The organism is Fictibacillus sp. 23RED33, from assembly GCF_015903925.1.
GTDB lineage: Bacteria > Bacillota > Bacilli > Bacillales > Fictibacillaceae > Fictibacillus > Fictibacillus phosphorivorans.
In genome coordinates, this window is record NZ_JACZDX010000004.1 from 165,560 (window position 1) to 190,507 (window position 24,948).

Annotated in this window: 23 protein-coding genes; 10 read left to right on the plus strand and 13 right to left on the minus strand. The window is 40.1% G+C overall.

The window, feature by feature from the left end; translation table 11 throughout:
• Positions 1 to 16: 16 nt before the first annotated feature.
• The gene (gene putP, locus IHV09_RS15345) at positions 17 to 1,492 is read right to left on the minus strand and encodes a sodium/proline symporter PutP (RefSeq protein WP_197132578.1); all 1,476 of its coding nucleotides are present in this window, start codon (positions 1,490 to 1,492) and stop codon (positions 17 to 19) included.
• A gap of 418 nt (positions 1,493 to 1,910) precedes the next feature.
• On the opposite strand from putP, the gene IHV09_RS15350 reads away from it, so the two are divergent.
• Entirely contained in the window at positions 1,911 to 3,818 is a 1,908-nt protein-coding gene (locus tag IHV09_RS15350) for an ABC-F family ATP-binding cassette domain-containing protein (RefSeq protein ID WP_197264899.1), read from the plus strand.
• Positions 3,819 to 4,088: 270 nt separating this feature from the next.
• Positions 4,089 to 5,066, plus strand: coding sequence for a nuclease-related domain-containing protein (locus IHV09_RS15355; protein ID WP_197132584.1), 978 nt, complete (start codon positions 4,089 to 4,091; stop codon positions 5,064 to 5,066).
• A 41-nt stretch (positions 5,067 to 5,107) separates the two neighbouring features.
• On the opposite strand, the gene IHV09_RS15360 is transcribed toward IHV09_RS15355, so the two are convergent.
• Both IHV09_RS15360 and IHV09_RS15365 read right to left on the minus strand, forming a co-directional pair.
• Positions 5,108 to 6,664, minus strand: coding sequence for an ABC-F family ATP-binding cassette domain-containing protein (locus tag IHV09_RS15360; RefSeq protein ID WP_197132586.1), 1,557 nt, complete (start codon positions 6,662 to 6,664; stop codon positions 5,108 to 5,110).
• Between the two features lie 140 nt (positions 6,665 to 6,804).
• The gene (locus tag IHV09_RS15365; protein WP_186320646.1) at positions 6,805 to 6,966 is read right to left on the minus strand and encodes a hypothetical protein; all 162 of its coding nucleotides are present in this window, start codon (positions 6,964 to 6,966) and stop codon (positions 6,805 to 6,807) included.
• A 376-nt stretch (positions 6,967 to 7,342) separates the two neighbouring features.
• On the opposite strand from IHV09_RS15365, the gene IHV09_RS15370 reads away from it, so the two are divergent.
• From IHV09_RS15370 to qoxD, 5 genes are all read left to right on the plus strand, one after another.
• A complete protein-coding gene (locus tag IHV09_RS15370; RefSeq protein ID WP_197264948.1) occupies positions 7,343 to 8,695 on the plus strand; it encodes an L-cystine transporter in 1,353 nt (450 codons plus the stop codon).
• A 409-nt stretch (positions 8,696 to 9,104) separates the two neighbouring features.
• On the plus strand, positions 9,105 to 10,085 hold the full coding sequence (gene qoxA, locus IHV09_RS15375; RefSeq protein WP_370568713.1) for a cytochrome aa3 quinol oxidase subunit II: 981 nt from the start codon (positions 9,105 to 9,107) through the stop codon (positions 10,083 to 10,085).
• Between the two features lie 18 nt (positions 10,086 to 10,103).
• On the plus strand, positions 10,104 to 12,044 hold the full coding sequence (qoxB, locus tag IHV09_RS15380) for a cytochrome aa3 quinol oxidase subunit I (protein ID WP_197132592.1): 1,941 nt from the start codon (positions 10,104 to 10,106) through the stop codon (positions 12,042 to 12,044).
• A gap of 14 nt (positions 12,045 to 12,058) precedes the next feature.
• Complete coding sequence (qoxC, locus tag IHV09_RS15385; protein ID WP_144704062.1) at positions 12,059 to 12,679, plus strand: cytochrome aa3 quinol oxidase subunit III; 621 nt, start codon at positions 12,059 to 12,061, stop codon at positions 12,677 to 12,679.
• Complete coding sequence (gene qoxD, locus IHV09_RS15390) at positions 12,672 to 13,100, plus strand: cytochrome aa3 quinol oxidase subunit IV (protein ID WP_197264900.1); 429 nt, start codon at positions 12,672 to 12,674, stop codon at positions 13,098 to 13,100. The genes qoxC and qoxD overlap by 8 nt, the downstream gene beginning before the upstream one ends.
• 374 nt (positions 13,101 to 13,474) lie before the next feature.
• On the opposite strand, the gene IHV09_RS15395 is transcribed toward qoxD, so the two are convergent.
• The 8 genes from IHV09_RS15395 to pdxK form a co-directional block, all read right to left on the minus strand.
• Positions 13,475 to 14,119 carry a nuclease-related domain-containing protein gene (locus IHV09_RS15395; RefSeq protein ID WP_197264901.1) on the minus strand — a complete coding sequence of 215 codons (645 nt, stop codon included), beginning with the start codon at positions 14,117 to 14,119 and terminating at the stop codon, positions 13,475 to 13,477.
• Positions 14,085 to 14,234: a hypothetical protein gene (locus IHV09_RS15400; RefSeq protein WP_197264902.1), complete on the minus strand. Its 150-nt coding sequence runs from the start codon at positions 14,232 to 14,234 to the stop codon at positions 14,085 to 14,087. The genes IHV09_RS15395 and IHV09_RS15400 overlap by 35 nt, the downstream gene beginning before the upstream one ends.
• A 110-nt stretch (positions 14,235 to 14,344) precedes the next feature.
• Positions 14,345 to 15,616, minus strand: coding sequence for a glutamate-5-semialdehyde dehydrogenase (locus tag IHV09_RS15405; RefSeq protein WP_197264903.1), 1,272 nt, complete (start codon positions 15,614 to 15,616; stop codon positions 14,345 to 14,347).
• A gap of 47 nt (positions 15,617 to 15,663) precedes the next feature.
• Positions 15,664 to 16,797: a glutamate 5-kinase gene (gene proB, locus IHV09_RS15410; protein WP_197264904.1), complete on the minus strand. Its 1,134-nt coding sequence runs from the start codon at positions 16,795 to 16,797 to the stop codon at positions 15,664 to 15,666.
• A 288-nt stretch (positions 16,798 to 17,085) separates the two neighbouring features.
• On the minus strand, positions 17,086 to 17,361 hold the full coding sequence (locus IHV09_RS15415) for a spore morphogenesis/germination protein YwcE (RefSeq protein ID WP_066243203.1): 276 nt from the start codon (positions 17,359 to 17,361) through the stop codon (positions 17,086 to 17,088).
• Positions 17,362 to 17,564: 203 nt separating this feature from the next.
• Positions 17,565 to 18,209: a bacillithiol biosynthesis deacetylase BshB2 gene (gene bshB2, locus IHV09_RS15420; RefSeq protein WP_197191852.1), complete on the minus strand. Its 645-nt coding sequence runs from the start codon at positions 18,207 to 18,209 to the stop codon at positions 17,565 to 17,567.
• A gap of 13 nt (positions 18,210 to 18,222) precedes the next feature.
• Entirely contained in the window at positions 18,223 to 18,573 is a 351-nt protein-coding gene (locus tag IHV09_RS15425) for a YojF family protein (protein ID WP_197132610.1), read from the minus strand.
• 512 nt (positions 18,574 to 19,085) lie between these two features.
• The gene (gene pdxK / locus IHV09_RS15430; RefSeq protein WP_197132718.1) at positions 19,086 to 19,898 is read right to left on the minus strand and encodes a pyridoxine/pyridoxal/pyridoxamine kinase; all 813 of its coding nucleotides are present in this window, start codon (positions 19,896 to 19,898) and stop codon (positions 19,086 to 19,088) included.
• Positions 19,899 to 20,191: 293 nt separating this feature from the next.
• On the opposite strand from pdxK, the gene treP reads away from it, so the two are divergent.
• The 3 genes from treP (at position 20,192) to treR (ending at position 24,109) form a co-directional block, all read left to right on the plus strand.
• Positions 20,192 to 21,595 carry a PTS system trehalose-specific EIIBC component gene (gene treP, locus IHV09_RS15435; RefSeq protein ID WP_197264905.1) on the plus strand — a complete coding sequence of 468 codons (1,404 nt, stop codon included), beginning with the start codon at positions 20,192 to 20,194 and terminating at the stop codon, positions 21,593 to 21,595.
• Between the two features lie 82 nt (positions 21,596 to 21,677).
• Positions 21,678 to 23,366: an alpha,alpha-phosphotrehalase gene (gene treC, locus IHV09_RS15440; RefSeq protein ID WP_197264906.1), complete on the plus strand. Its 1,689-nt coding sequence runs from the start codon at positions 21,678 to 21,680 to the stop codon at positions 23,364 to 23,366.
• Positions 23,367 to 23,392: 26 nt separating this feature from the next.
• Positions 23,393 to 24,109: a trehalose operon repressor gene (treR, locus tag IHV09_RS15445; protein ID WP_197132625.1), complete on the plus strand. Its 717-nt coding sequence runs from the start codon at positions 23,393 to 23,395 to the stop codon at positions 24,107 to 24,109.
• A gap of 65 nt (positions 24,110 to 24,174) precedes the next feature.
• On the opposite strand, the gene IHV09_RS15450 is transcribed toward treR, so the two are convergent.
• Together IHV09_RS15450 and IHV09_RS15455 are read right to left on the minus strand one after the other, a co-directional pair.
• On the minus strand, positions 24,175 to 24,342 hold the full coding sequence (locus tag IHV09_RS15450; protein WP_197264907.1) for a hypothetical protein: 168 nt from the start codon (positions 24,340 to 24,342) through the stop codon (positions 24,175 to 24,177).
• A 39-nt stretch (positions 24,343 to 24,381) separates the two neighbouring features.
• Entirely contained in the window at positions 24,382 to 24,852 is a 471-nt protein-coding gene (locus IHV09_RS15455; RefSeq protein WP_197264908.1) for an NUDIX domain-containing protein, read from the minus strand.
• Positions 24,853 to 24,948 lie beyond the last annotated feature (96 nt).

Consider the following 24,948-nt stretch of genomic DNA (forward strand, 5'->3'; position numbering starts at 1 on the left):
ACGCTTTTGTTTGTATTTATTTTAATTCATCAAGTGTTTCTTCCATGTCATCAAATTGGTTTTGAACCTTTTTAGATGGATTTTTCGTTAATAAGCTTACAATAATAATGGCGATTAAGCTTAAGAAGAATCCAGGGATCATTTCATACACTTGTTCTTTTAAATCAGGGAACTGAACCCAAGTAAGAACTGTTACAGCACCAACGATGATACCTGCTAGAGCTCCCCACTTCGTCATCTTCTTCCAGAACAGGCTTAATAGGACGAGTGGTCCAAATGCTGAACCAAATCCTGCCCATGCATAGCCTACAAGGCTAAGAATAGTATCACTAGGGTTCAAGGACAACAATACTGCAATTACAGCTACAATTAGTACCGCAATACGTCCGATCATAACAAGTTCTTTCTGAGAAGCATTCTTCTTTAAGAATTGCTTGTAAAAGTCTTCTGTCACAGAAGACGAAGTTACTAACAGCTGAGATGAGATGGTACTCATGATTGCAGCTAGTATGGCAGCTAATAAGAAACCAGTAATAAGCGGATGGAATAACAGATTCGCAAATTCGATAAATACTGTTTCAGGATCAGCAAGTTCTCTTCCTTCTCTAGCAAACCAAGCTACACCAATCAATCCTGTAAGAGAAGCACCGATAAGAGAGATGATCATCCAGCTCATACCGATTCTTCTTGCTGTTTTAATGTCTTTAACAGATGTGATAGCCATAAAACGAACAATAATATGTGGTTGACCGAAGTAACCTAATCCCCAAGCTAGTAAAGAGATTAATCCAAGAGTGGTCAATCCTTTTGATACTTGAAGAAGGGATGGATCAACACCGCGAATTGTGTCAATTACTGTTTGTGAGTCACCAATGTCTGTAAATGCAACGATTGGCACTAAGATTAAAGCGATGAACATGATACAGCCTTGAACGAAATCCGTCCAACTTACTGCAAGGAATCCACCAAATAGTGTATAAGCTACAACTACCCCAACCGTAATTAACATACCAGTTAGATAAGTTGTACCGAATGCACTTTCAAACAGCTTACCACCAGAAACAAGTCCGGCAGATGCATAAAGTGTGAAGAAGATAATGATAACGAGCCCTGAAACGATACGTAGAATTTTCTGTGTATCATTAAAGCGATTCTCAAGATAATCAGGAATCGTAATGGAATCATCCGCAACTTCTGTATACGTACGAAGACGGGGTGCTACTAGAAGATAGTTTAAATATGCACCAATCGTGAGTCCAACAGCGATCCAAATACTGCTTATTCCGTCAGTGAACATCGCACCCGGAATACCCATCATCATCCAACCACTCATATCAGATGCGCCAGCTGAAAGTGCAGTAACAGCAGGACCTAGTCCTCGTCCACCTAACATGTAGTCATTTAAATCAGATGTTTTTTTGTAAGCCCAGTACCCGATATAAAGCATACCGGCCATGTAAATAACTAAAGAAATAATAACTCCTGTTTGCATGTAAAAATTTCTCTCCTTTTCTTTTTTCATGAAATGGGTCATGTTAGTTTGCTCAACGGATGACTTGTTTATGAAAAAGTTGGCAGGTTGTTTCTTAGAGCTTTTTATTTGCAAAAAGAGCTTGCGGGGAATAGCAGAAAAAACTTGAAGTCAAAAGCGCGGTCGAAAAACGCATTTAAAAAACTTGCTGGATTAAATAAACCCAGCATCAACTACAAGAAAAAAGCAAAGCCGATGTGTGAATTGAAAATAGGTGGCATCCGTTTTGAGCAAAAAACGTGCCCACTTCTTTTCAGAACATGTTTATCACTATAACAAAAATTCCGAAAAGAATGCAAATCATAACCGAGAGATGCTATTCTGACACGGTTAAGATACAATAGAAAACAAAGACATTAGCCTAAGGAATGATATGGTTTTGAGTATTTTATTAGTTGAAAATTTATATAAAACATATGGTGAAAAAACGCTGTTCGACGATATTACTTTTTCGATAAGCGACAAGCAAAGAATCGGACTCATCGGACCGAATGGAACAGGTAAGTCCTCATTATTGAAAGCGATAGCTGGATTCGAACCTGCCGAACGAGGAACGCTATCACATGCGAATAACTTTCAGATTGAATATGTGGCACAAGAACCTGAACTAGACGAAGAATTATCCGTTTTAGATCAAATTTATTACGGAGATTCTCTCATCATGAAAACGATGCGTGAATATGAACAAGCCTTACTCGATCTGGAATCGGATCCGTCCAACGAAAAGAAGCTGAAGCGTTTGATGAACAGTCAGCAAAAGATGGATGAAAATGAGGCATGGGAAGCAAACACCATCGCAAAAACAGTGCTTACTAAGCTTGGTCTTCGTGATTTTTCTCGTCAATTGAAGCATTTAAGCGGTGGACAAAAGAAGCGAGTAGCGATTGCAAAAGCACTCATTCAACCTGCTGATTTGCTCATTTTGGACGAGCCAACAAATCATCTTGATAACGAAACAGTTGAATGGCTAGAAACATTCTTAGGAAACTATAAAGGCGCCTTACTGATGGTTACCCATGACCGGTATTTTTTAAACCGCGTAACTAACAATATCTTCGAGCTCGATAATGGGAAGCTATATTTATATGAGGGAAATTACGAAACATACTTGGAGAAAAAAGCTGAACGAGAAGAAATCGCTCTGCAGAACGAAGATAAGCGGCAAAATACTCTACGCCGCGAATTAGCCTGGTTGCGCCGTGGTGCAAAAGCACGAACGACAAAACAAAAAGCCAGAATTCAACGCGTGGAAAGTTTACAAGAAGAAACAGGACCTACAGCAAAGGGCTCTGTTGAATTTGCGATCGGGTCTCAACGACTTGGTAAAAAAGTGATTGAAGTTGAAGGGTTGAGTAAAAGTTTAGATGGAAAAGAGCTAGTTAAAAACCTCGACTATCTGATCGTTCCTGGTGAACGACTTGGAATCATCGGGCCAAATGGAAGCGGAAAGACGACTCTACTAAATATGTTAGCAGGGAGAATGACACCTGATTCCGGTATCGTTGAAGTAGGGGAAACGGTTAAGATTGGCTACTACACACAAGATCACGAAGAACTCGACGGCAACTTGCGGGTTGTCGATTATATCAAAGAAACTGCACAGGTCATCACGACAGTAGATGGCCAGTCGATTACAGCTGAACAGATGCTCGAACGTTTCCTGTTTCCTCGCTATATGCAATATACGTATATTCGGAAGTTATCAGGTGGAGAGAAACGCCGCTTATACATGCTCAAAGTGTTAATGGAAGAGCCGAACGTTCTGTTTTTGGATGAGCCTACAAACGATCTGGACATTCAAACGTTAGGAATTTTGGAAGAGTATTTAGAAAATTTTCCTGGTGTAGTGTTGACGGTTTCTCATGACCGCTACTTTTTAGACCGGGTTGTCGATCATCTTCTCGCATTCGAAGGGAACGCAAATGTTGTAAGGTTTCAAGGCAGCTATACGGACTACATGGACGAGAAAAAAGAGCGTGATGAAATGGCTGCTGCGGTGAAGAAAGAAGCCTCTGAAAAACCGACGGAAACAGTTGGACAGCATCGCAAAGAAAAGAAGAAGAAGCTGTCGTACAAAGATCAGCAAGATTGGGATACGATTGAAGAACGTATCATGAACTTAGAAGAGAAAAAAGAGCAGATTGAATCTGAGATCGTCGCTGCTGGCAGCGATTTTGGGAAGATCAGCGAGCTTATGGCTGAGCAGAAAAAAGTAGAGAACGAGCTTGAAGCTGCGATGGAACGTTGGGAAGTGCTTTCTCTATTAGTGGAAGAGTTGGATAGTTGATTGGGTGGGCACCTCTTGCTGTTAGCAGGAGGTGTTTTTTTGTGGGAAGGGGCGGCGGTTGGCGTTATTTGTCGAAAAGCCTATAAATGATTTTGAAGGCCTATAAAATTACTTGAAGGACCATAAAATTTTTTGAAGGCCCATAAATAGAAAATTACGGCCTATAAAACCAAATTTAGGGCCTATAAAAATATCTATTACTAAAAAAGGATTCTACACCATAGTTAGCGAATCAACTGTTCATGTCCAAGTATAAGAGGGAGAGATAAATTGATTAAAAAACCTAGAACGAAACCGCTTAAACTATTAAAATTTGAAGTTTTACTAGAAAGAATTCTCCCAAGTCAAACGCAGAAGCAACTGATTGAGACCAACTATAGAAAATACCTAGCAGGCTTTAGAGGAGAGTTAACGCTAGATTATTTCCTTTCTGAATTACCACATGATGATTACCACATTTTCCACGATTTGCGAATCCCCAGATACGATAACAACCAACTTTATTTCCAACTAGACGCATTAATTCTCCACCCAAGATTTTGTATCATAATTGAAATTAAGAACTTAATAGGAAATTTGTATTTTGATCATCAATATGATCAGATTGTACGTACTAGAGAAGGGATAGATGAAACCTTCCCAGACCCTATAAATCAAGTTGAAATACAAAAGAAACATTTGTCTAAATGGCTATTCAGACACAAATTTCCTCTAATGCCGATTCATACCCTAGTTGTAATCACGAATCCAAAATCTTATATTCGAATTTCTCCAAAGTACGGATCAAACGCAAAAAAAATTATAAGAGGTAGGACCTTACCTAACAAAATAAAAGAAATTGAAAAGTTAGAATCTGAAGTTATTCTTCAAAAGCGAGATATAAAAAGAATTTCTTCTCTGCTCTTAAGAGAACATACTTCGCATAATCCTGACATTCTAAAATTGTTCAATATTTATCGCCATGAAATTTTAACAGGCGTTTTTTGTCCGAACTGTACGCAGGTCGCATTAATTAGAATAAAAAGAAACTGGTTGTGTACAAGGTGTTCCAAAACTTATATGGATGCTCATAAAAAAGCAATCATTGATTATGCACTTTTGTTTAGTCCTGTGGTCAAAAACAAAGATCTACGCTCGTTTCTACACATGGAATCACAATCATCCGTAAAAAAACTCCTGTATAGTATGAAACTGAAGCCCAACGGCTCAAGAAAAGCCGCAACCTATACCATCCCTCTGCCCAAATAATCTACATAATAAAAACCCCCACCAATGTGAGGGTCTCAGAATTAAAATACTTTTGTAGTCCAGCTTTCACAGTTCCAGACGTCATTAGCCACTTCTTTATAAAATTCAGGTTCATGGGAAATCAACAGCACACTGCCTTTGAAAGCTCTCAGTGCACGCATTAACTCGTCTTTCGCTTCTACGTCTAGATGGTTTGTCGGCTCATCGAGAACGAGAACATTGTTTTCATGGTTGATGAGCTTACAGAGACGAACCTTCGCTTTTTCTCCACCGCTCAGCACTTCTACTTTACTCTCGATGTGTTTTGTCGTTAGACCACACTTCGCAAGAGCAGCACGAACTTCATGATGAGAGAAGCCAGGAAACTCGCTCCAGATTTCATCAATACATGTGTTGTAGTTCGCTGACTTTACTTCTTGCTCGAAGTAACCGATCTCCAGGTTTTCACCGCGCTCAACGGAACCTGAAACAGGCGTGATCTCACCAAGAATGCTTTTTAGCAATGTCGTTTTACCGATACCGTTCGCACCGACTAAAGCAATTTTTTGACCGCGTTCCATACGAAGGTTCAACGGTTTAGAAAGTGGCTCGTCATAACCGATAACAAGATCTTTCGTTTCAAAGATCAGTTTGCTTGGCGTGCGAGCTTCTTTAAAGTTGAACTCTGGCTTTGGCTTTTCTTTGGCTAGTTCAATAACATCCATTTTATCGAGTTTCTTCTGTCGAGACATTGCCATGTTTCGAGTGGAAACACGTGCTTTATTACGTGCAACGAAATCCTTCAATCCGGCAATCTCTTGCTGTTGACGCTTAAATGCTGCTTCCAACTGAGATTTTTTCATCTCATGAACGGATTTGAAGTGATCGTAATCTCCTACATAACGGTTTAATTCCTGATTTTCCATGTGATAGATCAAGTTGATTACGCTGTTTAAGAAAGGAATATCATGCGAAATTAAGATGAACGCATTTTCGTACTCCTGCAAATAACGCTTCAGCCACTCGATATGCTGTTCATCCAGATAGTTTGTTGGCTCATCCAGCAATAGAATCTCTGGCTTTTCTAATAAAAGCTTAGCAAGCAATACTTTCGTACGCTGTCCACCACTTAAATCATGTACGTCACGATCTAAACCGATATCATCAAGACCAAGTCCGCGCGCGATCTCTTCAACTTTTGCATCGATCACGTAAAAGTCGTTGTTTGTTAATGTATCTTGAATGACACCAACATCTTCAAGCATCTTTTCAAGCTCTTCAGGTGTTGCTTCACCCATTTTTTCGTACATGCTGTTCATTTCGTTTTCCATGTCGAGCAAGTATTGGAATGCACTTTTCAATACATCGCGAATCGACATGCCTTTTTGAAGGACCGTGTGCTGATCAAGATAGCCTACACGTACTTTTTTTGCCCACTCTACTTTACCTTCATCAGGCTTTAATTTACCTGTAATAATATTCATAAACGTTGATTTACCTTCACCGTTCGCACCAATCAATCCGATGTGCTCACCTTTAAGCAGGCGGAAGGAAACATCATTAAATATGGCACGATCGCCGAAACCATGGCTTAAGCCTTGCACCGTTAAAATACTCATCTATATAACACCTTTTCTGTCAGTAATTTGTACCCTCTTGATTATAGTATTGAATGGGGAAGGAACTCAATAGGTGCATGCGTAATCTTATAAAAGAAAAAGCACCCATGGAAGATTTTCCAAGAGTGCCATGATGCGATCTATTCTTGTTCACCAGTTCGGTTCTTGAATGCTTCTTTTGTTGCAAGGTTTACTGAATCTGTTTCATCAGACTTTTCAACCAGGCGATTTTGAAGGGTGTTATCAGGAAACCTTCCTGGATGACCTTGTTTTTTATGTTCAAACGATTTTCCGCGTGCCATATTTTTCACTCCTCATCTCTTTAGAGAATATTTTGCCCATGAAGAGGTGTGTTTATGAATGAAATAAAGCACGCGAAGATATTACATTTAGCACCAAGTCATAAGAATTTGTTACAAAAACAAGCATATCTTAGTTTTAAGTTGAATATATCTGAATCACAACTAAATATTTCACCTGTGACTAAAGCATAAACACACTAATGACTCGCTTACTTTTATTAAAGCTTGTCATTTTTTGTTTGAGGAGGTGGCTGCTAAAAATATCCTGCTCGTAATCCCTACTTGACAGATAGGTTTTATTGTATTAATTTAATTTAGTTAACTAAAGGGGGGCTTGTAGGTGACTACTGGTTTAGTTTTATCGAATATTGCAATTATGCTTATACTATTGGGTGTTTTGTATTACATGCAAAAAAAGCACGTTTCTTTCTCTAAGCGTGTTTTTACGGGGCTAGGTCTAGGGATTTTGTTCGGACTCGGACTTCAGTACGGATATGGAGCAGACTCTGAGGTTGCTGCTAAATCGACTGACTGGTTCAATCTAGTCGGTGGCGGTTATGTAACGTTCTTAAAAATGATCGTTGTACCACTTGTATTTATTTCAATCCTTTCAGCGTTTACGCGTCTGAACTTAAAAGGAAATATCGGAAAACTTAGTGGATTGATCATAGGAATCTTGATAGGTACGACTGCAATTGCCGCTGTTGTCGGAATTGCAACTTCGACGGTTTTTGATCTTGAAGCTGTGCAGATCGAGCAAGGAGATGCAGAAACGGCTCGTGGTGAGCAGATGGAAGGTACGTTTGCAGAGGTAAAAGATCTGACGCTTCCGCAACAAGTTCTATCATTATTACCAGCTAATCCATTCTTAGATTTCACAGGAGCTCGTCCGACTTCGACCATCGCTGTAGTTATCTTTGCTGCATTCCTGGGCGTTGCTTATTTAGGGGTAAAACGTAAGCAAGAGGAGCATGCAGAGCTTTTTGCTAAGATTGTTGATGCGTTTTATGCGGTTATCATGAGAGTAGTAACGTTGATTCTGCGTCTAACTCCGTATGGGGTTCTCGCGCTCATGACGAAAACAGTTGCACTGAGTGATATGGATGCAATCGCAAAGCTAGGTAAGTTCGTTATTGCTTCATATGTAGCTTTGTTGATCATGTTCGGCATTCACTTATTGCTTATAACGTTTGCAGGATTAAACCCGATTACTTATATGAAAAAATCTTTCCCGGTACTATCCTTTGCTTTCACTTCTCGTACGAGTGCAGGAGCACTTCCGTTAAATATTCGTACGCAAAAGAGCATGGGTGTGCCTGACGGAATCGCAAACTTCTCAGGTTCATTCGGTCTTTCTATCGGACAAAACGGATGTGCTGGAATTTATCCAGCGATGCTAGCCGTTATGATCGCTCCGACAGTTGGAATCGATCCGTTGTCTCCATCGTTCTTGTTGACGCTTGTAGTAGTCGTAGCACTAAGTTCGTTCGGTGTAGCAGGTGTTGGTGGTGGAGCAACGTTCGCGGCCATACTTGTACTTTCCGCAATGGATCTTCCTATCGCTTTAGCAGGTCTATTGATCTCAGTTGAGCCATTAATCGACATGGGCCGTACCGCTGTTAACGTAAGTGGTTCGATGACATCAGGATTATTAACAAGTAAGGTGCAAAATCAGCTTGATACAAATGTTTACAATGACACCGAAAATCAAGTTGAAGTAAGTGCATAAGATATAAAAAAATGAGCGATCTTGTCTATATAGGCAAGGTCGTTTTTTAATTGAAAAATTTACATAGGCAGGTGTACGTTGGTGGAATTTAGGGTAAAAAGTAAAAACTGAACTTTTAAAAAGCTCATGAGTCTTTACCAATGAAAGAAGTCTCTTCCAAAATCGTGAACATTCTATGTCGAAACTGTGATAAAGTTGTGAGCTTTATTTGAAGTAATCGTGACATTTGTTGTGGATAGAGTCACTTTTATTAGGATTCTGGTACTATGAAAGCAAAGGTTTTTGTCATTTAAATTTTTGCCTATGTTTTACATTGTGATTTAATTCACAATGCTCTATAATCACTCTTGGTTCGTTTTTTATTAGGCAAAAGTAAATGCTTGTAAATAGAGAAAGGAAGGTGGACCTGGTGATGCGACGGTTGAAGCCGTTTTTTACATTCGGGTTATTGATGGCCGTATTTATGCTTAGCGGCTGCAGCGATATGATTGTTTTAGATCCAAAAGGACCTGTAGGAGCAGAACAGAGGGATCTGATCATGTATTCCATCTGGTTTATGTTATTTATCCTAATAGTTGTTTACGCACTTACTGCTTTTATTGTTTATAAATATCGTGATCGCAAAAACCATAAAGGCTATGATCCAGATAATGAAGGAAGTCATCTTCTTGAAACGATTTGGTGGATCATTCCTATCATCATCGTTATTGCATTAGCGATTCCAACGGTAAAGAGTATCTATTCTCTTGAAGGACCTCCTGAAGAATCGAAAGATCAAAAGCCGTTGGTGATTCATGCAACATCTGTAAACTGGAAATGGGTATTCTCTTATCCAGAGCAAGATATTGAAACAGTTAACTATCTTCATATTCCTGAAGATCGGCCTGTTTTGTTCAAGCTGACTTCTGCCGATTCAATGGCATCATTCTGGGTACCTCAATTAGGTGGTCAGAAATATGCGATGGCTGGCATGGAGACAGAGCTTTATCTGCAAGCTGACGAGCAAGGGACGTATGAAGGACGTAACTCCAACTTTACAGGAGAAGGATTCACTAATCATACGTTTGATGTGATGGCTATGTCTGATGCAGAGTTTGAAAAATGGGCGAGTGAAACGAAGGCTGATGCTCCTGAACTTTCAAAGGGGCAGTATGACAAGCTGATGCTTCCTGGTCACGTGAAAGAAATGACTTTCTCTTCTACTCACTTAGATTGGGTAGACCATGCTACAAACGCTGAGTACGCGCTAGATGCTCGCGAACGTTTAGGTTATGAAGAGAAGATTCCTCACTCAAGAGCAGCGAAGGAAGAAAAGAAAAAGCGTGAAGAAGAGATGAAGAAGCTAGAAGAATCAGAATCAGAGTCTCATGGGGATTCTCATGCCCATTAACAGAGGAGGCATTTCAATATGAAATGGGATGAATTTTTCGTAACAGGCGACCCGATGATATATGGTGCTGACGTATCCATCGTATTAACGATGGTGGGTATCCTGTTCTATCTTACTAAATATAAAAAGTGGAAATGGTTGTGGGACGAATGGCTTACAACAGTTGACCATAAAAAACTTGGTATCATGTATATCGTTTCCGCTGTATTAATGTTGTTCCGCGGTGGGGTAGATGCCCTCTTAATGCGTACACAGCTTGCAGTTCCAGAGGCTAAGTTCCTCGATTCGCAGCACTATAACGAAATCTTTACAACACACGGTACGATCATGATCATCTTCATGGCGATGCCGTTCTTGATTGGTTTGATTAACGTTGTTGTTCCATTGCAAATTGGAGCACGTGACGTAGCTTATCCTTATTTAAACGCAGTTAGTTTCTGGACGTTCTTTATTGGTGCGATGTTGTTCAACATCTCATTCGTTATTGGTGGATCTCCATCAGCAGGTTGGACGAGTTACATGCCGCTTGCGAGTAACGAGCTCAGTCCAGGACCTGGACAGAACTACTATCTGCTCGGTCTGCAGATCGCAGGTATTGGTACGCTCTTAACGGGGATTAACTTCTTAGTTACGATCCTTAAGATGCGTGCACCGGGAATGACATTGTTCCGTATGCCGATGTTCACTTGGTCATCACTTGTAACAATGGTAATCATTATTTTCGCTTTCCCAATCCTTACTGTAGCACTAGCACTTATGACATTTGACCGTTTATTCGGCAGCCATTTCTTCACTCTGCAAGGAGCGGGAATGGATATGCTTTGGGCGAACCTTTTCTGGCTATGGGGCCACCCAGAGGTATATATCGTAATTCTACCGGCGTTTGGTATGTTCTCAGAGATCATCTCTACGTTCTCTAGAAAAACGCTATTTGGTTACAAAGCCATGATCTGGTCTATGCTTTTAATCGCAGGATACAGTTTCTTGGTATGGGTCCATCACTTCTTTACGATGGGTTCAGGAGCACTTGTTAACTCTGTATTCTCCATCACAACGATGGCGATTGGTATACCGACCGGGGTTAAGATCTTTAACTGGTTGTTTACGATGTACAGAGGTAAGATTCAATTTACGACCCCGATGCTTTGGTCACTCGGATTTATCGTGAACTTCGTAATCGGTGGTGTTACAGGTGTCATGCTAGCTATGGCAGCTGCTGACTATCAGTACCACAACACATACTTCCTAGTATCTCACTTCCACTATGTGTTGATCGCAGGTACAGTATTTGCTTGTTTCGCTGGTTTAATCTACTGGTATCCGAAGATGTTTGGTTATAAACTGAACGAACGTATCGGTAAATGGGTATTCTGGGTATTCACAATCGGATTTAACGTATGTTTCTTCCCACAATACTTCCTTGGTCTAGACGGTATGCCTCGTCGTGTTTACACGTACAGCGAAGAGTCTGGCTGGGGTCCATTGAACATGGTATCTACAATCGGTGGATTCATGATGGGAATTGCGTTCTTAATACTTGTTTACAACATGTACTACAGCTTCCGTTACGCGAAGCGGGAAACAACTGGAGATGCTTGGGATGGCCGTACTTTAGAATGGTCTACTCCAACAGCAATGCCTCCATTCTATAACTTTGCTAAGATTCCTGAAGTAACAGGTCTTGATCACTTCTGGAGACAGAAGCAAGCTGGAAAAGTTGAGAAGTTAAAAGCTGAAGATATTAAACCGATTCATATGCCAAGTAACTCTGGTGTTCCATTCATCATGGCATCCTTCTTCTTTGTTGCCGGCTTCGGAATGGTATTCGACTGGATGTGGATGGCGATCGCCGGAATGATTGGTGTATTTGCAACATTGATCTATCGTTCATTTGAGTATAATGATGGTTATTATGTAAGTGTTGAAGAAGTAATCGAAACAGAAAAGATTTCTAAATAAGGAGGCGTGAAAAAATGGCACATGCAGAAACACACGACCCCAACACGCCTTTAGAGTATCGTTCGGAGACTGGGCGTTTAAATATTCTCGGTTTCTGGATTTTCCTCGGGGCAGAAATTGCGTTGTTCGCAACATTATTTGCAACTTATATGGTTTTAGAACATCGTATCGCTGATGGTCCATCACCAGGTGAATTATTCGAAGTAAAGAGTTTGTTGATCCAAACTTTCTTGCTCTTAACAAGTAGTTTTACCTGTGGACTTGCGGTTCATGAGATGCGTCGTCAAAATGTTAAAGGTTTGATCACGTGGATGGCCATCACTTTAGGTCTTGGTCTTGGATTCCTTTACTTTGAGATTGAAGAGTTCTTACACTTCATTCATGAAGGTGCTAACATCGGTACAAGTGCAGCATGGTCAGGGTTCTTCGTTCTTGTCGGTACTCACGGTGCCCACGTAACGTTCGGTATCTTCTGGGTAACGATGGTCTTGATTCAAGTAGCGAAGCGCGGTCTAACGCCAGCTACATCTGCAAAAGTTTTCATCACCAGTCTATACTGGCATTTCTTAGACGTAGTGTGGATCTTTATCTTCACAGCCGTTTATCTGATGGGGATGGTGATGCATAATGGCTAGTAAAACTGCAGCTAATGAACACCACGGTTTTCCGTGGAAACATTTAATCGGTTTTGTGTTATCCATCGTGCTAACATTATTCGCACTTTGGATTGCGCTTGAAACAGATCTTTCGATGACTTGGATTTTAATTATCATTTTTGGTTTTGCGTTCCTACAAGCTGCTCTTCAGCTCTTGATGTTCATGCACGTAACAGAGAACTCTACGAAGAGTAACCTTACAAGCCGCGTACAGATCGGTAACATCCTCTTTGCAGCATTCGTTGCGATTGTTATCGTAATCGGTTCTGTATGGGTTATGACAGCAGGTCACGCGAAGCATGATAAGCATCAGCACGCACCTGACACTGAGAATCATGAAGATCACGGTTCTCATGGTGGCGGAAGTGAACATGATTCTGGTGATCATGGGAGTCATTAATAAGAATTAGTATGTGAAAGCCTCTTGCTAAGGGATTGATCTTTTAGCAAGGGGTTTTTTGTGTTTATTGGCTCTTGCACGTGTTTGTATTAAGTAAATTGTCGATTTGTGAGCGATTCGAGAAGTTTGTGAGCGATTTAAAAAGTTTGTCATCGACTCATGAATAATCTCAATACGGATCAGGTAGTGTGTAAACTCTCCCTTTCTTTCCACCAGTATGAGGTAAGTTCATTTCATTAAGTAGTCGCTTCCCTGTATGTCTGGATGAAAGACACAGAAACTCACATAACTTTTTATTAGTGATGTTTTTCCCAAACAAAAGTACATAATCAGAAAGTGAAGAAAGGTGAAGGTCTTTACTTTTATTCAAACATTTAGGACAAAGCCAAACAGCTTTTTTTCGCACCACAGGGCAAATAAAAACACTCCGTACAATAAACACCCTTGATAATATCTTTGTCTTCAATACCATACCTTTTTAAAAGATCAGGGTTTTCAGGGACATGATGTCGAACAAGCATATTGGAGAGTTTAGTGACTTCTTTTATCGTCAGCTTCTCGTCCGTATACATCTTATCAATCACTTTAATTTTCTCCTGCAAATAGGGACTATGGGTAATATAATGAAGTACATCTTTATTTGAGGGTGGTGCTTTAATAATGGTTCTCGGATTGCTCATGACTACTAGCGAGCGAACGGGAATGGGAGGAATACGGTTCTTTGTCATCCATTCAATAAGGTGAGATTGTTGGCGCTTCACTTGGAAAATAGGGTTTCGAAAAGCTTCTTCGGATCCATCATCCTTTACTCTGATGACTTGGTTGAGATGGTCAAAAACCAAGGTTCCGGTAATGAATTTCACTTCGAGGTTTAAGAGATAACGAGGGGAGAGAAGCAGGGTGTCGATCTGAAAATAACTTTCGTGCGCTGTAAGCCTCAGGTCGTGCATAACGGAAAAGTCCCGGAAAGGTTTTAAAAAGTAGTCATTTGACTGCTCGCCAAAATGTCCGGCTAACAATACCGCTTAATTCATCTTCCATGGTTAAATATTTGGGATGAAGCTTAATCACTCTTCGTTGCATAACTTCAAGCTTTCTTATCCTTATAGACTTTCCGCGATCTTTAACTAACATATAAGACCTCCTTTTTAAAAACATTCTCTGACCACCCTAACTTTACCTTCTTTATTTCTACAAAAACACACAAAAAACAGCCCCTAAAAAAGGGACTGCTCACATAAAAATTATCTAACCTGCCCGTCACCAGTCATACAATATTTAATCGTTGTTAGTGCTGGTAGACCCATTGGACCACGAGCATGTAATTTTTGCGTGGAAATACCGATCTCAGCACCGAACCCAAGCGCTGACCCATCAGTAAAGCGGGTAGACGCGTTATGGTAAACGGCAGCTGCGTCAACACTGTTTAAGAAAGCAACGGCATTCTCTGCATTTTCTGTCACGATCGCTTCTGAATGCTTTGTGCCATAACGTTCAATATGAGAGACAGCTTCTTCGACAGAACTAACTACTTTAACTGCTACAGCCAAACTTAAATACTCTTCAGCCCAATCCTTTTCATTGGCTGGTATCACATCCGGTAATAACTCTGCAGCTTTTTCATCACCATGCACTTCAATACCGTACTTTTCAAAAAGAGCAGTAACTTGTTCCGCATGCTCATTCAGCCATGCTTCATGAAAAATGAACGTCTCTGCAGCGTTACAAACTGCTGGTCGATCTGTTTTAGCATTCTCCATGATTGCGAGAGCTTTATTAACATCAGCGAACTGATCAATATAAATGTGGCAATTGCCGACACCTGTCTCTAAGACAGGCACTGTAGCATTCTCGACAACTGTTTTAATCAGATTACCGCCACCACGAGGAATTAACACATCGATATGCTCCTTCATCGTAAACAATTGACCCGCCGCTTCGCGATCTGTAGATGCGATAAATTGAACAGCATCATCTGGGATTTTTGTTGCTGTTAATGCTTTATGAATGACGAATACAATCGCTGAGTTTGAATGTATAGCGTTTGAACCGCCTTTTAGTACGATGGCGTTTCCAGACTTTAATGCAAGTCCAGTCGCATCAACTGTTACATTTGGTCGTGCTTCATAAATCATACCAATTACACCTAAAGGTACACGAACTTGCTCTACGTTTAATCCGTTTTCTAGTGTCCAGTCAGACAAGATTTCACCTACAGGATCCTTTAACTTCACAACCTCGCGTAGTCCGTTTGCAAACTCTTTAACGCGATCTTCTGTTAAACGCAAGCGATCCATCAAGGCTTCTGAAAAATTATTTTCCTTCCCGTTAACTAAATCTTTCTCATTCTCTTCTAAGATGTAATCTGTTTCTCTTTCTAACGTATCTGCAATCACAAATAATGCTTCGTTCTTTTCTTTTTCACTAAGCAGTGCGAGCTTTTTTGAAGCTTCCTGTGCTAACTTTGCTTGGTCTTTCACATCGATATTTTTGGTTGTACTTTTAAAAGTACTCATCCAACGCCTCCTTGTATTTTTAAATCTCACATTTTCGTAACGATATATTAGTGAATGGGAACTGCCAAACGAGTGTGGCAGACTAAATCATTGTTATTGATGGCTTCTTCAGGTCCTACATCAGCTAGCTCGTCTCGAGAGATACCTTTAATCTTGATTAACTGTTTAGAAGAATAATTTGAAACACCAAGACCAACTTCATTTCCATCTAAATCTTTAATACGAACCACAGACCCTTTTTTAAAATGACCACTTACGTAGCGAATGCCTGTAGGATAAAGGCTTTTGAGCTCATCAATGCCTTTTTTAGCTTTATTTGAGACTACAATTTCACCTTCTGGACCAGAATGGAAAGCAATCCATTGACGCTTCGTATCCAGGTTGAATTCATTTTTACCAGGGATAAAGTATGTTCCTCTAGCTTTGCCGATGACTGCTTTGTGAATGATATCTGGTGATGTTGCATTCCCAAGGAAAGATGAAATGCCAGATGCCATCGCAATTTTAACTGCATCGATCTTTGAACGCATGCCGCCTGTACCCACTGCACTTCCGGGTTCTCCTGCAGATTCCTCAATTTCTGGTGTGATTTCACTAACTTTTGTTAGGAGTTTTGCATCAGGATTTTTTCGAGGATCATCCGTGTACAGGCCATCGATATCAGAGAGAATGATGAGCTGATCGGCATCCACAAGTCCTGCCACTTTAGCAGAAAGCGTGTCGTTGTCACCGAACTTAAGTCGTTCTACTGTAACTGTGTCATTTTCATTGACGATTGGTATGATTCCGCGATCTAAAAGAACGTTGATTGTATTTCGAGCGTTATGATACCGATCACGATCAGAAAAGTCGCTTCTCGTAATTAAGATCTGTGAAGCGGTATAACCGTGAGAGATAAAGCGTTCAGAGTAAGATTCCATTAATAAACCTTGTCCTATTGATGCAGCCGCTTGTTTTTCGGCTAGGGAAGTCGGACGGTTCAAACAACCTAAACGTCTATACCCTGCGGCAACTGCGCCGGAAGATACGAGCAACACCTCGTGTCCTTCATCTTTCAATTTCACGACCTCATCAACAAGTCGCTCTAATTTATGTCTACTAATATCACCAAGTCTACTCGTTAAAGAACTAGATCCAATTTTAATAACAATTCGTTTGTTTTTTGATTCATTTAATATCATATGTGTTAAAAATCACTCCTGTTTTGTAAGTTATATCAACTCATTTTCCGATCAAAATTTCAACGGTAACGAGTATAACATGGTGAGATTTAAACACAACAGGTATTGATGAGATAGTGTAGAAAACAAGCAAAAAGTGAAGAAAACAGAAGAAAAACGGGATATATAGGTTATAGGAGATGAGGGGGTACTAGACAGTGGTAGGAAAGAGTATATCAGGATATTTGAATGAGAAAAAATACCAATAAATGCAAAAACCCCTCTAAAAAGAGGGGATTAAAATTTAAATTAATATTTAGCTTTTTCCATCTTGCGCTTCGCCAAATATGGACGGCCCCATACGATGTATGCTGCATAATGAGCAAAAACAACGTTTGCGATGAATACGGTGATGAAGAAACTGTGAACGAATAAGCTTAAGCTATCATTAGCCATGAATAACACAACGTAAGTCCATAAAAGGGCGATGAACGGCGTTTGCCATAAGGCTAACTTACGACTATCATTCCATAAGAATAATGGCGTGGCAGTCGCTACGAATAAGTAAACCATAAAAACATCCATTACTAATCAACCCCTTGAAGTATTGTTTGCGCTTACAATTTTGACGAATTAGCGTCTAAATTGTGAACGATTTGTTACAATTAGTATACCACAATATCAGGAAAATGCTACATGGATTTGTACATTTTTTTGAAAATTCAAGTATTAATACTAAAAAAAGAACCCGTAGCCTAGGTAGGACAGCGGGTTCTTAGTCTATGAATTTAAAAGGGATAACGCCAGAATCTTTCATTTTTTACCCAAGCCAACATGGCAGGATCTTTATCAACGCTATCAACAAGCCATTGTGTTTGAGATCGATGCGCTTTGATGCAGTTCATTTTTTCTTCAAAAACATCAGAGATATCAGTCACTACATGTGGAGCTCCTAGGTCGGCCTCAGAGTTTTTTGCAAAAGCGACACATAATAGTTCCGGACGATCCATCTCAGGCATGCTTCCTACCGCACGCACAACAGCTCTTGCTGTCGCCTCATGGTCAGGGTGCACGCTATATCCTGGATAAAATGTGATGATACGCGTTGGTTTTACCTCATCAATGACAGCTAAGAACTGATCAGCTAAAAACTTCTCATCTTCAAATTCTACTGTTTTGTCACGGAACCCGAATTGTCGCAGATCTTGAATGCCTACTGCGGCACATGCATCCTCAAGCTCTTTTTGGCGGATAAGAGGAAGCGATTCACGAGTAGCGAATGGTGGATTTCCCATATTTCTACCCATCTGACCGAGCGTTAAGCAGATATAAGTAACGGGTAAGCCTTTCTTTGTATGTTGTGCAATCGTCCCGGACACCCCGAATGCTTCATCATCTGGGTGGGGAAAGATCACGAGTAAATGATCATCCAATTATATAACCTCCTTATACGTCAAATGGGGAAGAACTGAGTTGAAGAGCTACTGCAAGTCGACCTTCAGCATCGTGACCTGCCATTAGTAATCTTCCCTCTGAGTCGATTTCCCAATGTGTTAACCCTTCTGCATAAATCCAACCTAGCTCAATCTTCAAGCCAACACGGTATGGACCGCTCCCCATGATTTTTCCTGATAATGGTGTGACTTTACCGTTTCGAATATATGCGTTAACGGTTAGAACACTTTCGTTATTATGATTGGCATAGGCGCCATTGGTTGTTTCTAAATGTAGATAAAGTTCTTTTCCAATAAGCTGATCCAGTGTTTCCTGGACTTCGTTGGTTTGTATGAGCTGCATATCTTCACACTCCAGTGCAGAATAGATGTACTTATTATAATTCAAATTCTTAAATAACGTGTATGATATGCCTATCATTTTGTAAACCTCAAAGATTTTTGGAAGGTAGTTGATTTCCGCTCCAGGTGCTTCGCTTTCCGCGGGGCGTATGGTGAGCCCCCTGCGCCCTAAGGGGTCTCACCTGTCTAGTTGCAGTGGCTAGCCCCTCGAGGTCAAAAGTTAAATGGTAATGAAGGCAAAAAGCGCATTCCTAGCCGATTCACCTTTTGCTTGTCGGGGCTGAACGAGCCACTTCCACTTTTCGGTCTGACCGCTCGTCCCGCAGGAGTCTCGCTCTTTGCACTCCAATCACTTTGGCATTGAAGTAAAAAACATAAATCATTAAGTTAGTTTGTTTTAAAGACTTGAACAACGTTAGTGGGTCCACACATGATGTCGAATCAGATTAGTAGTCCCAAAACATTTATAGAACAAAAAAGACCGATCAAAGATGATCAGTCTTCACTAAATAATTATTTGTTTAATTTATCACGGTAAGCACCATGCCATGTTGGTCCTACATATTGGTTGATTTCGAACCCTGCTGCGATGGCTTCTGTAATGAAATCTTTTGCTGTTAAGATAGCTTCTCGGACTGGCTTTCCTTTAGCAAGTTCTGCCGTAATCGCTGCTGAGAATGTGCATCCTGCGCCATGCGTCCACGTTGTTTCAATTCTTTCAGATTCTAAAACTTCAAATTCTTGTCCATCATAAAGAACGTCAACGGCATTTTCGTGTTCTAATTTAGCGCCGCCTTTAACGATTACATACTTTGCGCCATTTGCTTGAATCTTATGAGCAGCTTCCATCATCTGTTCAACAGTTGTGATTGGTTCCATACCAGCAAGTTGTGCAGCTTCAAATAGGTTTGGCGTTACAACCGTCGCTTTAGGTACCAATACATTTTGAAGTGTGCTAGCAAGTTCAGGGTGAAGGGGTTCTGCACCTTTACAAACCATAACAGGGTCCACTACAACGTTTTGAAGATCGTGTTTTTCGATCAGATCCGCAGTTATCTCGATAGCTTCAATTGAAGCAAGCATGCCTGTTTTAAGTGCATCAACACCGATTCCGGAAACAACCGTTTCTAATTGTGCTTTAAAAAGATCGTTAGGAAGCAAGAATACTTCATGAAACCATTCACGATGTGGGTCTTGTGCGACCACAACATTTAGAGCAGTCATTCCGTATACGCCTAGCTCTTGAAATGTTTTTAAATCTGCTTGAATACCTGCTCCACCGCTTGTATCGGATCCTGCAATCGTAAGTGCTTTTTTAGGTGACATCATAAAATCTCCTTTATTCTCGTTTCTCTATATGTAACAGATTATAGCAAAAAATAAGGAGAAAAGAAAAAGTAGCTTACAACGGTAAATTCCACCAAGTAATCGAAGTGATTGACATATTTGTATATACAGGTTAAATTATTTTTGTGAGATGTATATACAAGTTTAGTTTTTATGAAAACGCTTAGACACATTAAAGAAGTGAACAAGTTTTCATTGAATGCTAATTAAGGGTATAGAGGTATATCACTTTTTTTAAAATGAAATGGAAACGGTTTCTAGGAGGGAACAGAATGAGTAAAATACGCGAATCAGCTGAACAAATCGTCGAAGCTCTCGGCGGTAAAGAAAATATATCAGCAGCTACTCACTGCGTGACGCGCCTTCGTCTTGCTCTTAAGGATGAAGGAAAAGTAGACGAGAGAGCTCTGGAGAATATTGATCTCGTTAAAGGTTCTTTCTCAACAAACGGCCAATATCAAGTCGTCATTGGGCAAGGAACAGTAGACAAAGTGTACAACGAGTTCATTGATATTACGGGTACAGGGCGCGCGTCTAAAGAAGACATTAAGGATGAAGCGAGTAAGAAGCTTAATCCACTTCAACGCGCGATAAAAGCGTTAGCAGATATTTTTATCCCGATTCTTCCTGCAATCGTAACGGCAGGTCTATTGATGGGGATTAACAATATTCTGACTGGTCCAGGTATTTTTTATGATAAGAAATCATTCATTGATGTTCACCAGAACTGGGCGGATCTTGCTGGAATGATTAACTTGATCGCCAATACTGCTTTCGTGTTCTTACCAGGTCTGATCGGTTGGTCCGCTGTTAAAAAGTTTGGAGGAAGTCCATTACTTGGTATCGTTCTTGGACTGATGCTTGTCCATCCAGATCTTTTAAACGCATGGGATTATGGAAAGACAAAGGATATCCCAACATGGAATTTATTCGGTCTACCGATTGAAAAAGTAGGTTATCAAGGTCAAGTGTTGCCCGTTCTGATCGCATCATATTTTTTAGCAAAAATAGAGCTATTCTTGAAAAAACGTATTCCTGATGCCTTGCAGTTATTATTGGTAGCACCGATCACATTATTAGTAACAGGATTTTTAGCGTTTATCGTTATCGGACCGATCACGTTTACGATCGGTAATAGCATTACGGACTTTTTCGTATCAATCTTTGATAACTTTGCATGGCTAGGCGGGTTGATCTATGGTGGTTTCTACTCATTGCTTGTTGTTACTGGTATGCATCATACGTTCTTAGCAGTCGACCTGCAGCTTATTTCTAATACAGGTGGTACTTTTCTGTGGCCGATGCTTGCACTATCAAACATTGCACAAGGTTCTGCAGCACTTGCGATGTTTATGGCAACACGTGATGAAAAGCTTAAAGGGCTTGCTGGAACGTCAGCATTATCAGCATATCTGGGAATCACTGAGCCAGCGATGTTTGGAGTAAACTTACGCTTCCGTTATCCGTTCATCTTCGCGATGATTGGTTCTGCAATTGCTGGAATCGTGATTACTGTTGCGGGCGTTCGTGCGTCATCTATTGGCGTTGGAGGTATACCTGGTTTCCTTTCAATCTTACCAGGAAGCTGGGGATCATTCTTTTTCGGTATGGGAATCGCACTTGTCGTACCGTTTGTATTAACGTACCTTTATGCAAAAGTAAAAAAATCTAAGTAAGACAATTAAACAAAAACGACCGGGATAGCAACATTTTATTTCCGGTTGTTTTCATTACTAAAACATATATGGCGGTGAAAGTATGAAGAAGGAACCATGGTGGAAGCGATCTGTTGTGTATCAGATCTACCCAAAGAGCTTTAACGATACGACAGGAAACGGAACAGGAGATATCGACGGAATCATTGAGAAGTTAGATTATCTAAAAAAATTAGGAGTAGACGTATTATGGCTAACTCCGATCTATGACTCTCCTCAACGAGACAACGGCTATGACATTCGAGACTATTATAAAATCTTTGAAGATTATGGGACGATGGAAGACTTTGATCGTCTGCTTCAAGAGGCACATCAAAGAGATTTGAAGATCATTATGGATATCGTAGTGAACCATACAAGTACAGAGCATGAATGGTTTCAACAATCACGCTCATCAAAAGACAATCCTTACCGTGACTTTTATATTTGGAAAGATTCTGTTGAAGGTGGAGAACCATCTAATTGGATTTCAAAATTTGGTGGATCAGCTTGGAAGCTTGATGAGGAAACAGGTCAATACTATCTCCACTTATTCGATGTGACACAAGCGGATTTAAACTGGGAAAACACAGAAGTTCGTCAAAGAGTTTATGAGATGATGAACTATTGGTTTGAAAAAGGCGTGGATGGCTTCCGCTTAGATGTAATCAACCTTATTTCAAAAAACCAAGATTTCCCTAACGATGATGGCTCCATAGCACCAGGAGATGGACGGAGATTCTACACAGATGGCCCGCGCGTGCATGAATACATGCAAGAGATGAACAAGGAAGTGTTCTCAAAATATGATGTCCTCACAGTAGGTGAGATGTCATCCACAACGATAGATAACTGCATCAAGTATACGAATCCTGACCGAAACGAATTAAGCATGACATTCAACTTTCATCATTTAAAGGTCGATTATCCGAATGGTGAGAAATGGAGTATAGCTGATTTTGATTTTCTTAAATTAAAGGAAATTCTTTCGACATGGCAAGTTGAGATGCATAAAGGCGGTGGGTGGAACGCGTTATTCTGGTGCAACCACGATCAGCCACGAATCGTTTCACGTTACGGTGATGATGGTGAATACCGTGTACAATCAGCCAAGATGCTTGCGACTGCGATTCATATGATGCAAGGAACGCCTTATATCTATCAAGGTGAAGAGTTCGGGATGACAAACCCTAAATTCACGAAGATCGATCAGTACCGTGATGTTGAGTCGTTAAACATGTTTAACCTATTAAAAGAAGAAGGCAATAGTGAAGAAGAAGTACTAGAGATTCTTAAACATAAATCACGTGATAATTCTCGTACTCCTGTTCAATGGAATGATAGTGAAAATGCTGGGTTCACGACAGGAGAACCTTGGATACCGGTTGCGTCTAACTATAATGAAATCAATGCCGAAGCAGCTGTAAATGATGAGAACTCTATTTTCTATCATTATCAGAAGCTCAATCATTTAAGGAAAGAACTAGATATAGTAACATACGGGGATTATGAGTTAATCCTAGAGAATCATCCTGATATTTTTGCGTATGTTCGTAACGCAGAGAATGGTGAAAAACTTCTTGTCGTGAATAACTTCTATCGTAAGAGCACAGATTTTGAATTGCCAAAATCCATTGATCTTACAGGTCTATCTGCGGAAGTGTTGATTAGTAACTATGAGGAAACACCTACAGATTTTTCTTCATTTTCATTACGGCCGTATGAATCTATCGTTTTTCACTTGAAAAAATAATGCTACACTAATTATGGTGAATAATGATGAGAAAAAATAAATTTCAAGAAATCTATCAGGAAATATCTGATCAAATTCAAGAGGGTGTCTTAAAAGCCAATACTCAGCTTCCCTCCGAGCACGATCTAGCAGACCAATACGAAACTTCGAGGGAAACTGTAAGAAAGGCACTAAACCTTTTATCACAAAATGGCTTTATACAAAAAATCCGTGGTAGGGGATCAATCGTTCTAGAAACAAATAAGTTTAGCTTTCCTGTTTCGGGATTGGTAAGTTTTCAAGAGTTGTCAGAGTCCATGGGGAAAAACAGTGTAACGACTGTTCATGAATTTGACTTGATAGAGCCTGATGCGTTTCTTCAGCAGCAGCTTCAAACAGAGTCTGAAGAGCTAACATGGAAAGTCATTCGATCACGACAGCTTGATGGAGAGCGCATCATTTTGGACAAGGATTACTTCTTGAAAAAATACGTACCCAAGCTCACGAAAGAAATTGCTGAACAGTCCATTTACGCTTATTTAGAGCATGAGTTGGGACTGAAGATCAGTTTTGCAAAAAAGGAAATTGTCGTCGTAGATTGTACAGAAGAAGATAAGAAATTGTTGGATCTTGGTACTTTCGAGCATATTGTCGTTGTAAAAAACTATGTGTACCTGGAAGATGCGAGTCTGTTTCAATACACAGAATCTCGCCATCGCCTAGATCGCTTCCGATTTGTCGATTTTGCGAGGCGGGGAAGATGAATGATAGCAGGAGAATCACACAAAAAACCGCAGAGAAATTAAAATCCTCTGCGTTTTTTTTGTGACTAAAATCCATTAGGACCATCACCGCTATTCCAATGACTGCCAACTTCACCTTGTCGTACACGAGGATCAACGTCATTGGTATGTTTATCATTTCTTTTCTTTCTTCTATAATCTATGATAAATGCTAATGCTAAAATTCCGATGATGAATAGTAGCAACCACCACAAAGTAATACCCCCTTTTATTAAAGTGATTTTACCTTAGAATTAATTTATATCGCCAACATAAGTAGGTCCGTTGTATTTTGAAAAGCTCTTTTCCTGAATCAACGTAATGATTTCTTGGGGATAATAATTATACTCTAAGAGCCGATCGATCGGCAGCCACTTGATGGCTAATTGAGTAGAATCTGGAGAAAGCGGCTGAAAACGTGATGGAACATTTTCTAAGAAAGCCTCAAAGATATGCTCTACAATATGTATTCGGTCCTCCTCTTTTTGATTCACGACGTGATTTTTGCTAATGAATTCCCGAACCCACAACAATGGACCAACTTCTACTTTTACACCTAGTTCTTCTAAGCATTCTCGAATCACAGCGTCTGATAAAGATTCATTAAAATCCTGTCCACCACCTGGTATAACATATTTTGCTTCATATTCGTTTCCTTTTTTAATCGTTAAAACATGATGATCATGAATGATTAATGCTTTCACTGAACTTCTAATTCTGTTCATATTGTCAGGCCTCCGTAAATATGTCTTCTTTAATTTACCATGTCTGTAATGTTGACAGCTTCTGTAAAGTTCGTTAGTATTATAACAGTTACCAAC

Coding starts and splice junctions, on each gene's coding strand:
- putP (WP_197132578.1), bottom strand. CDS start 1,492: ATGCAAACAGGAGTTATTATTTCTTTAGTTATTTACATGGCCGGTATG.
- IHV09_RS15360 (WP_197132586.1), bottom strand. CDS start 6,664: ATGAGTATTTTAACGGTGCAAGGCTTAAGCCATGGTTTCGGCGATCGT.
- IHV09_RS15365 (WP_186320646.1), bottom strand. CDS start 6,966: ATGGCACGCGGAAAATCGTTTGAACATAAAAAACAAGGTCATCCAGGA.
- IHV09_RS15370 (WP_197264948.1), top strand. CDS start 7,343: ATGCTTATACTATTGGGTGTTTTGTATTACATGCAAAAAAAGCACGTT.
- qoxB (WP_197132592.1), top strand. CDS start 10,104: ATGAAATGGGATGAATTTTTCGTAACAGGCGACCCGATGATATATGGT.
- qoxC (WP_144704062.1), top strand. CDS start 12,059: ATGGCACATGCAGAAACACACGACCCCAACACGCCTTTAGAGTATCGT.
- qoxD (WP_197264900.1), top strand. CDS start 12,672: ATGGCTAGTAAAACTGCAGCTAATGAACACCACGGTTTTCCGTGGAAA.
- IHV09_RS15400 (WP_197264902.1), bottom strand. CDS start 14,234: ATGTTAGTTAAAGATCGCGGAAAGTCTATAAGGATAAGAAAGCTTGAA.
- IHV09_RS15405 (WP_197264903.1), bottom strand. CDS start 15,616: ATGAGTACTTTTAAAAGTACAACCAAAAATATCGATGTGAAAGACCAA.
- proB (WP_197264904.1), bottom strand. CDS start 16,797: ATGATATTAAATGAATCAAAAAACAAACGAATTGTTATTAAAATTGGA.
- IHV09_RS15415 (WP_066243203.1), bottom strand. CDS start 17,361: ATGGATGTTTTTATGGTTTACTTATTCGTAGCGACTGCCACGCCATTA.
- IHV09_RS15425 (WP_197132610.1), bottom strand. CDS start 18,573: ATGCAGCTCATACAAACCAACGAAGTCCAGGAAACACTGGATCAGCTT.
- pdxK (WP_197132718.1), bottom strand. CDS start 19,898: ATGTCACCTAAAAAAGCACTTACGATTGCAGGATCCGATACAAGCGGT.
- treP (WP_197264905.1), top strand. CDS start 20,192: ATGAGTAAAATACGCGAATCAGCTGAACAAATCGTCGAAGCTCTCGGC.
- treC (WP_197264906.1), top strand. CDS start 21,678: ATGAAGAAGGAACCATGGTGGAAGCGATCTGTTGTGTATCAGATCTAC.
- treR (WP_197132625.1), top strand. CDS start 23,393: ATGAGAAAAAATAAATTTCAAGAAATCTATCAGGAAATATCTGATCAA.
- IHV09_RS15455 (WP_197264908.1), bottom strand. CDS start 24,852: ATGAACAGAATTAGAAGTTCAGTGAAAGCATTAATCATTCATGATCAT.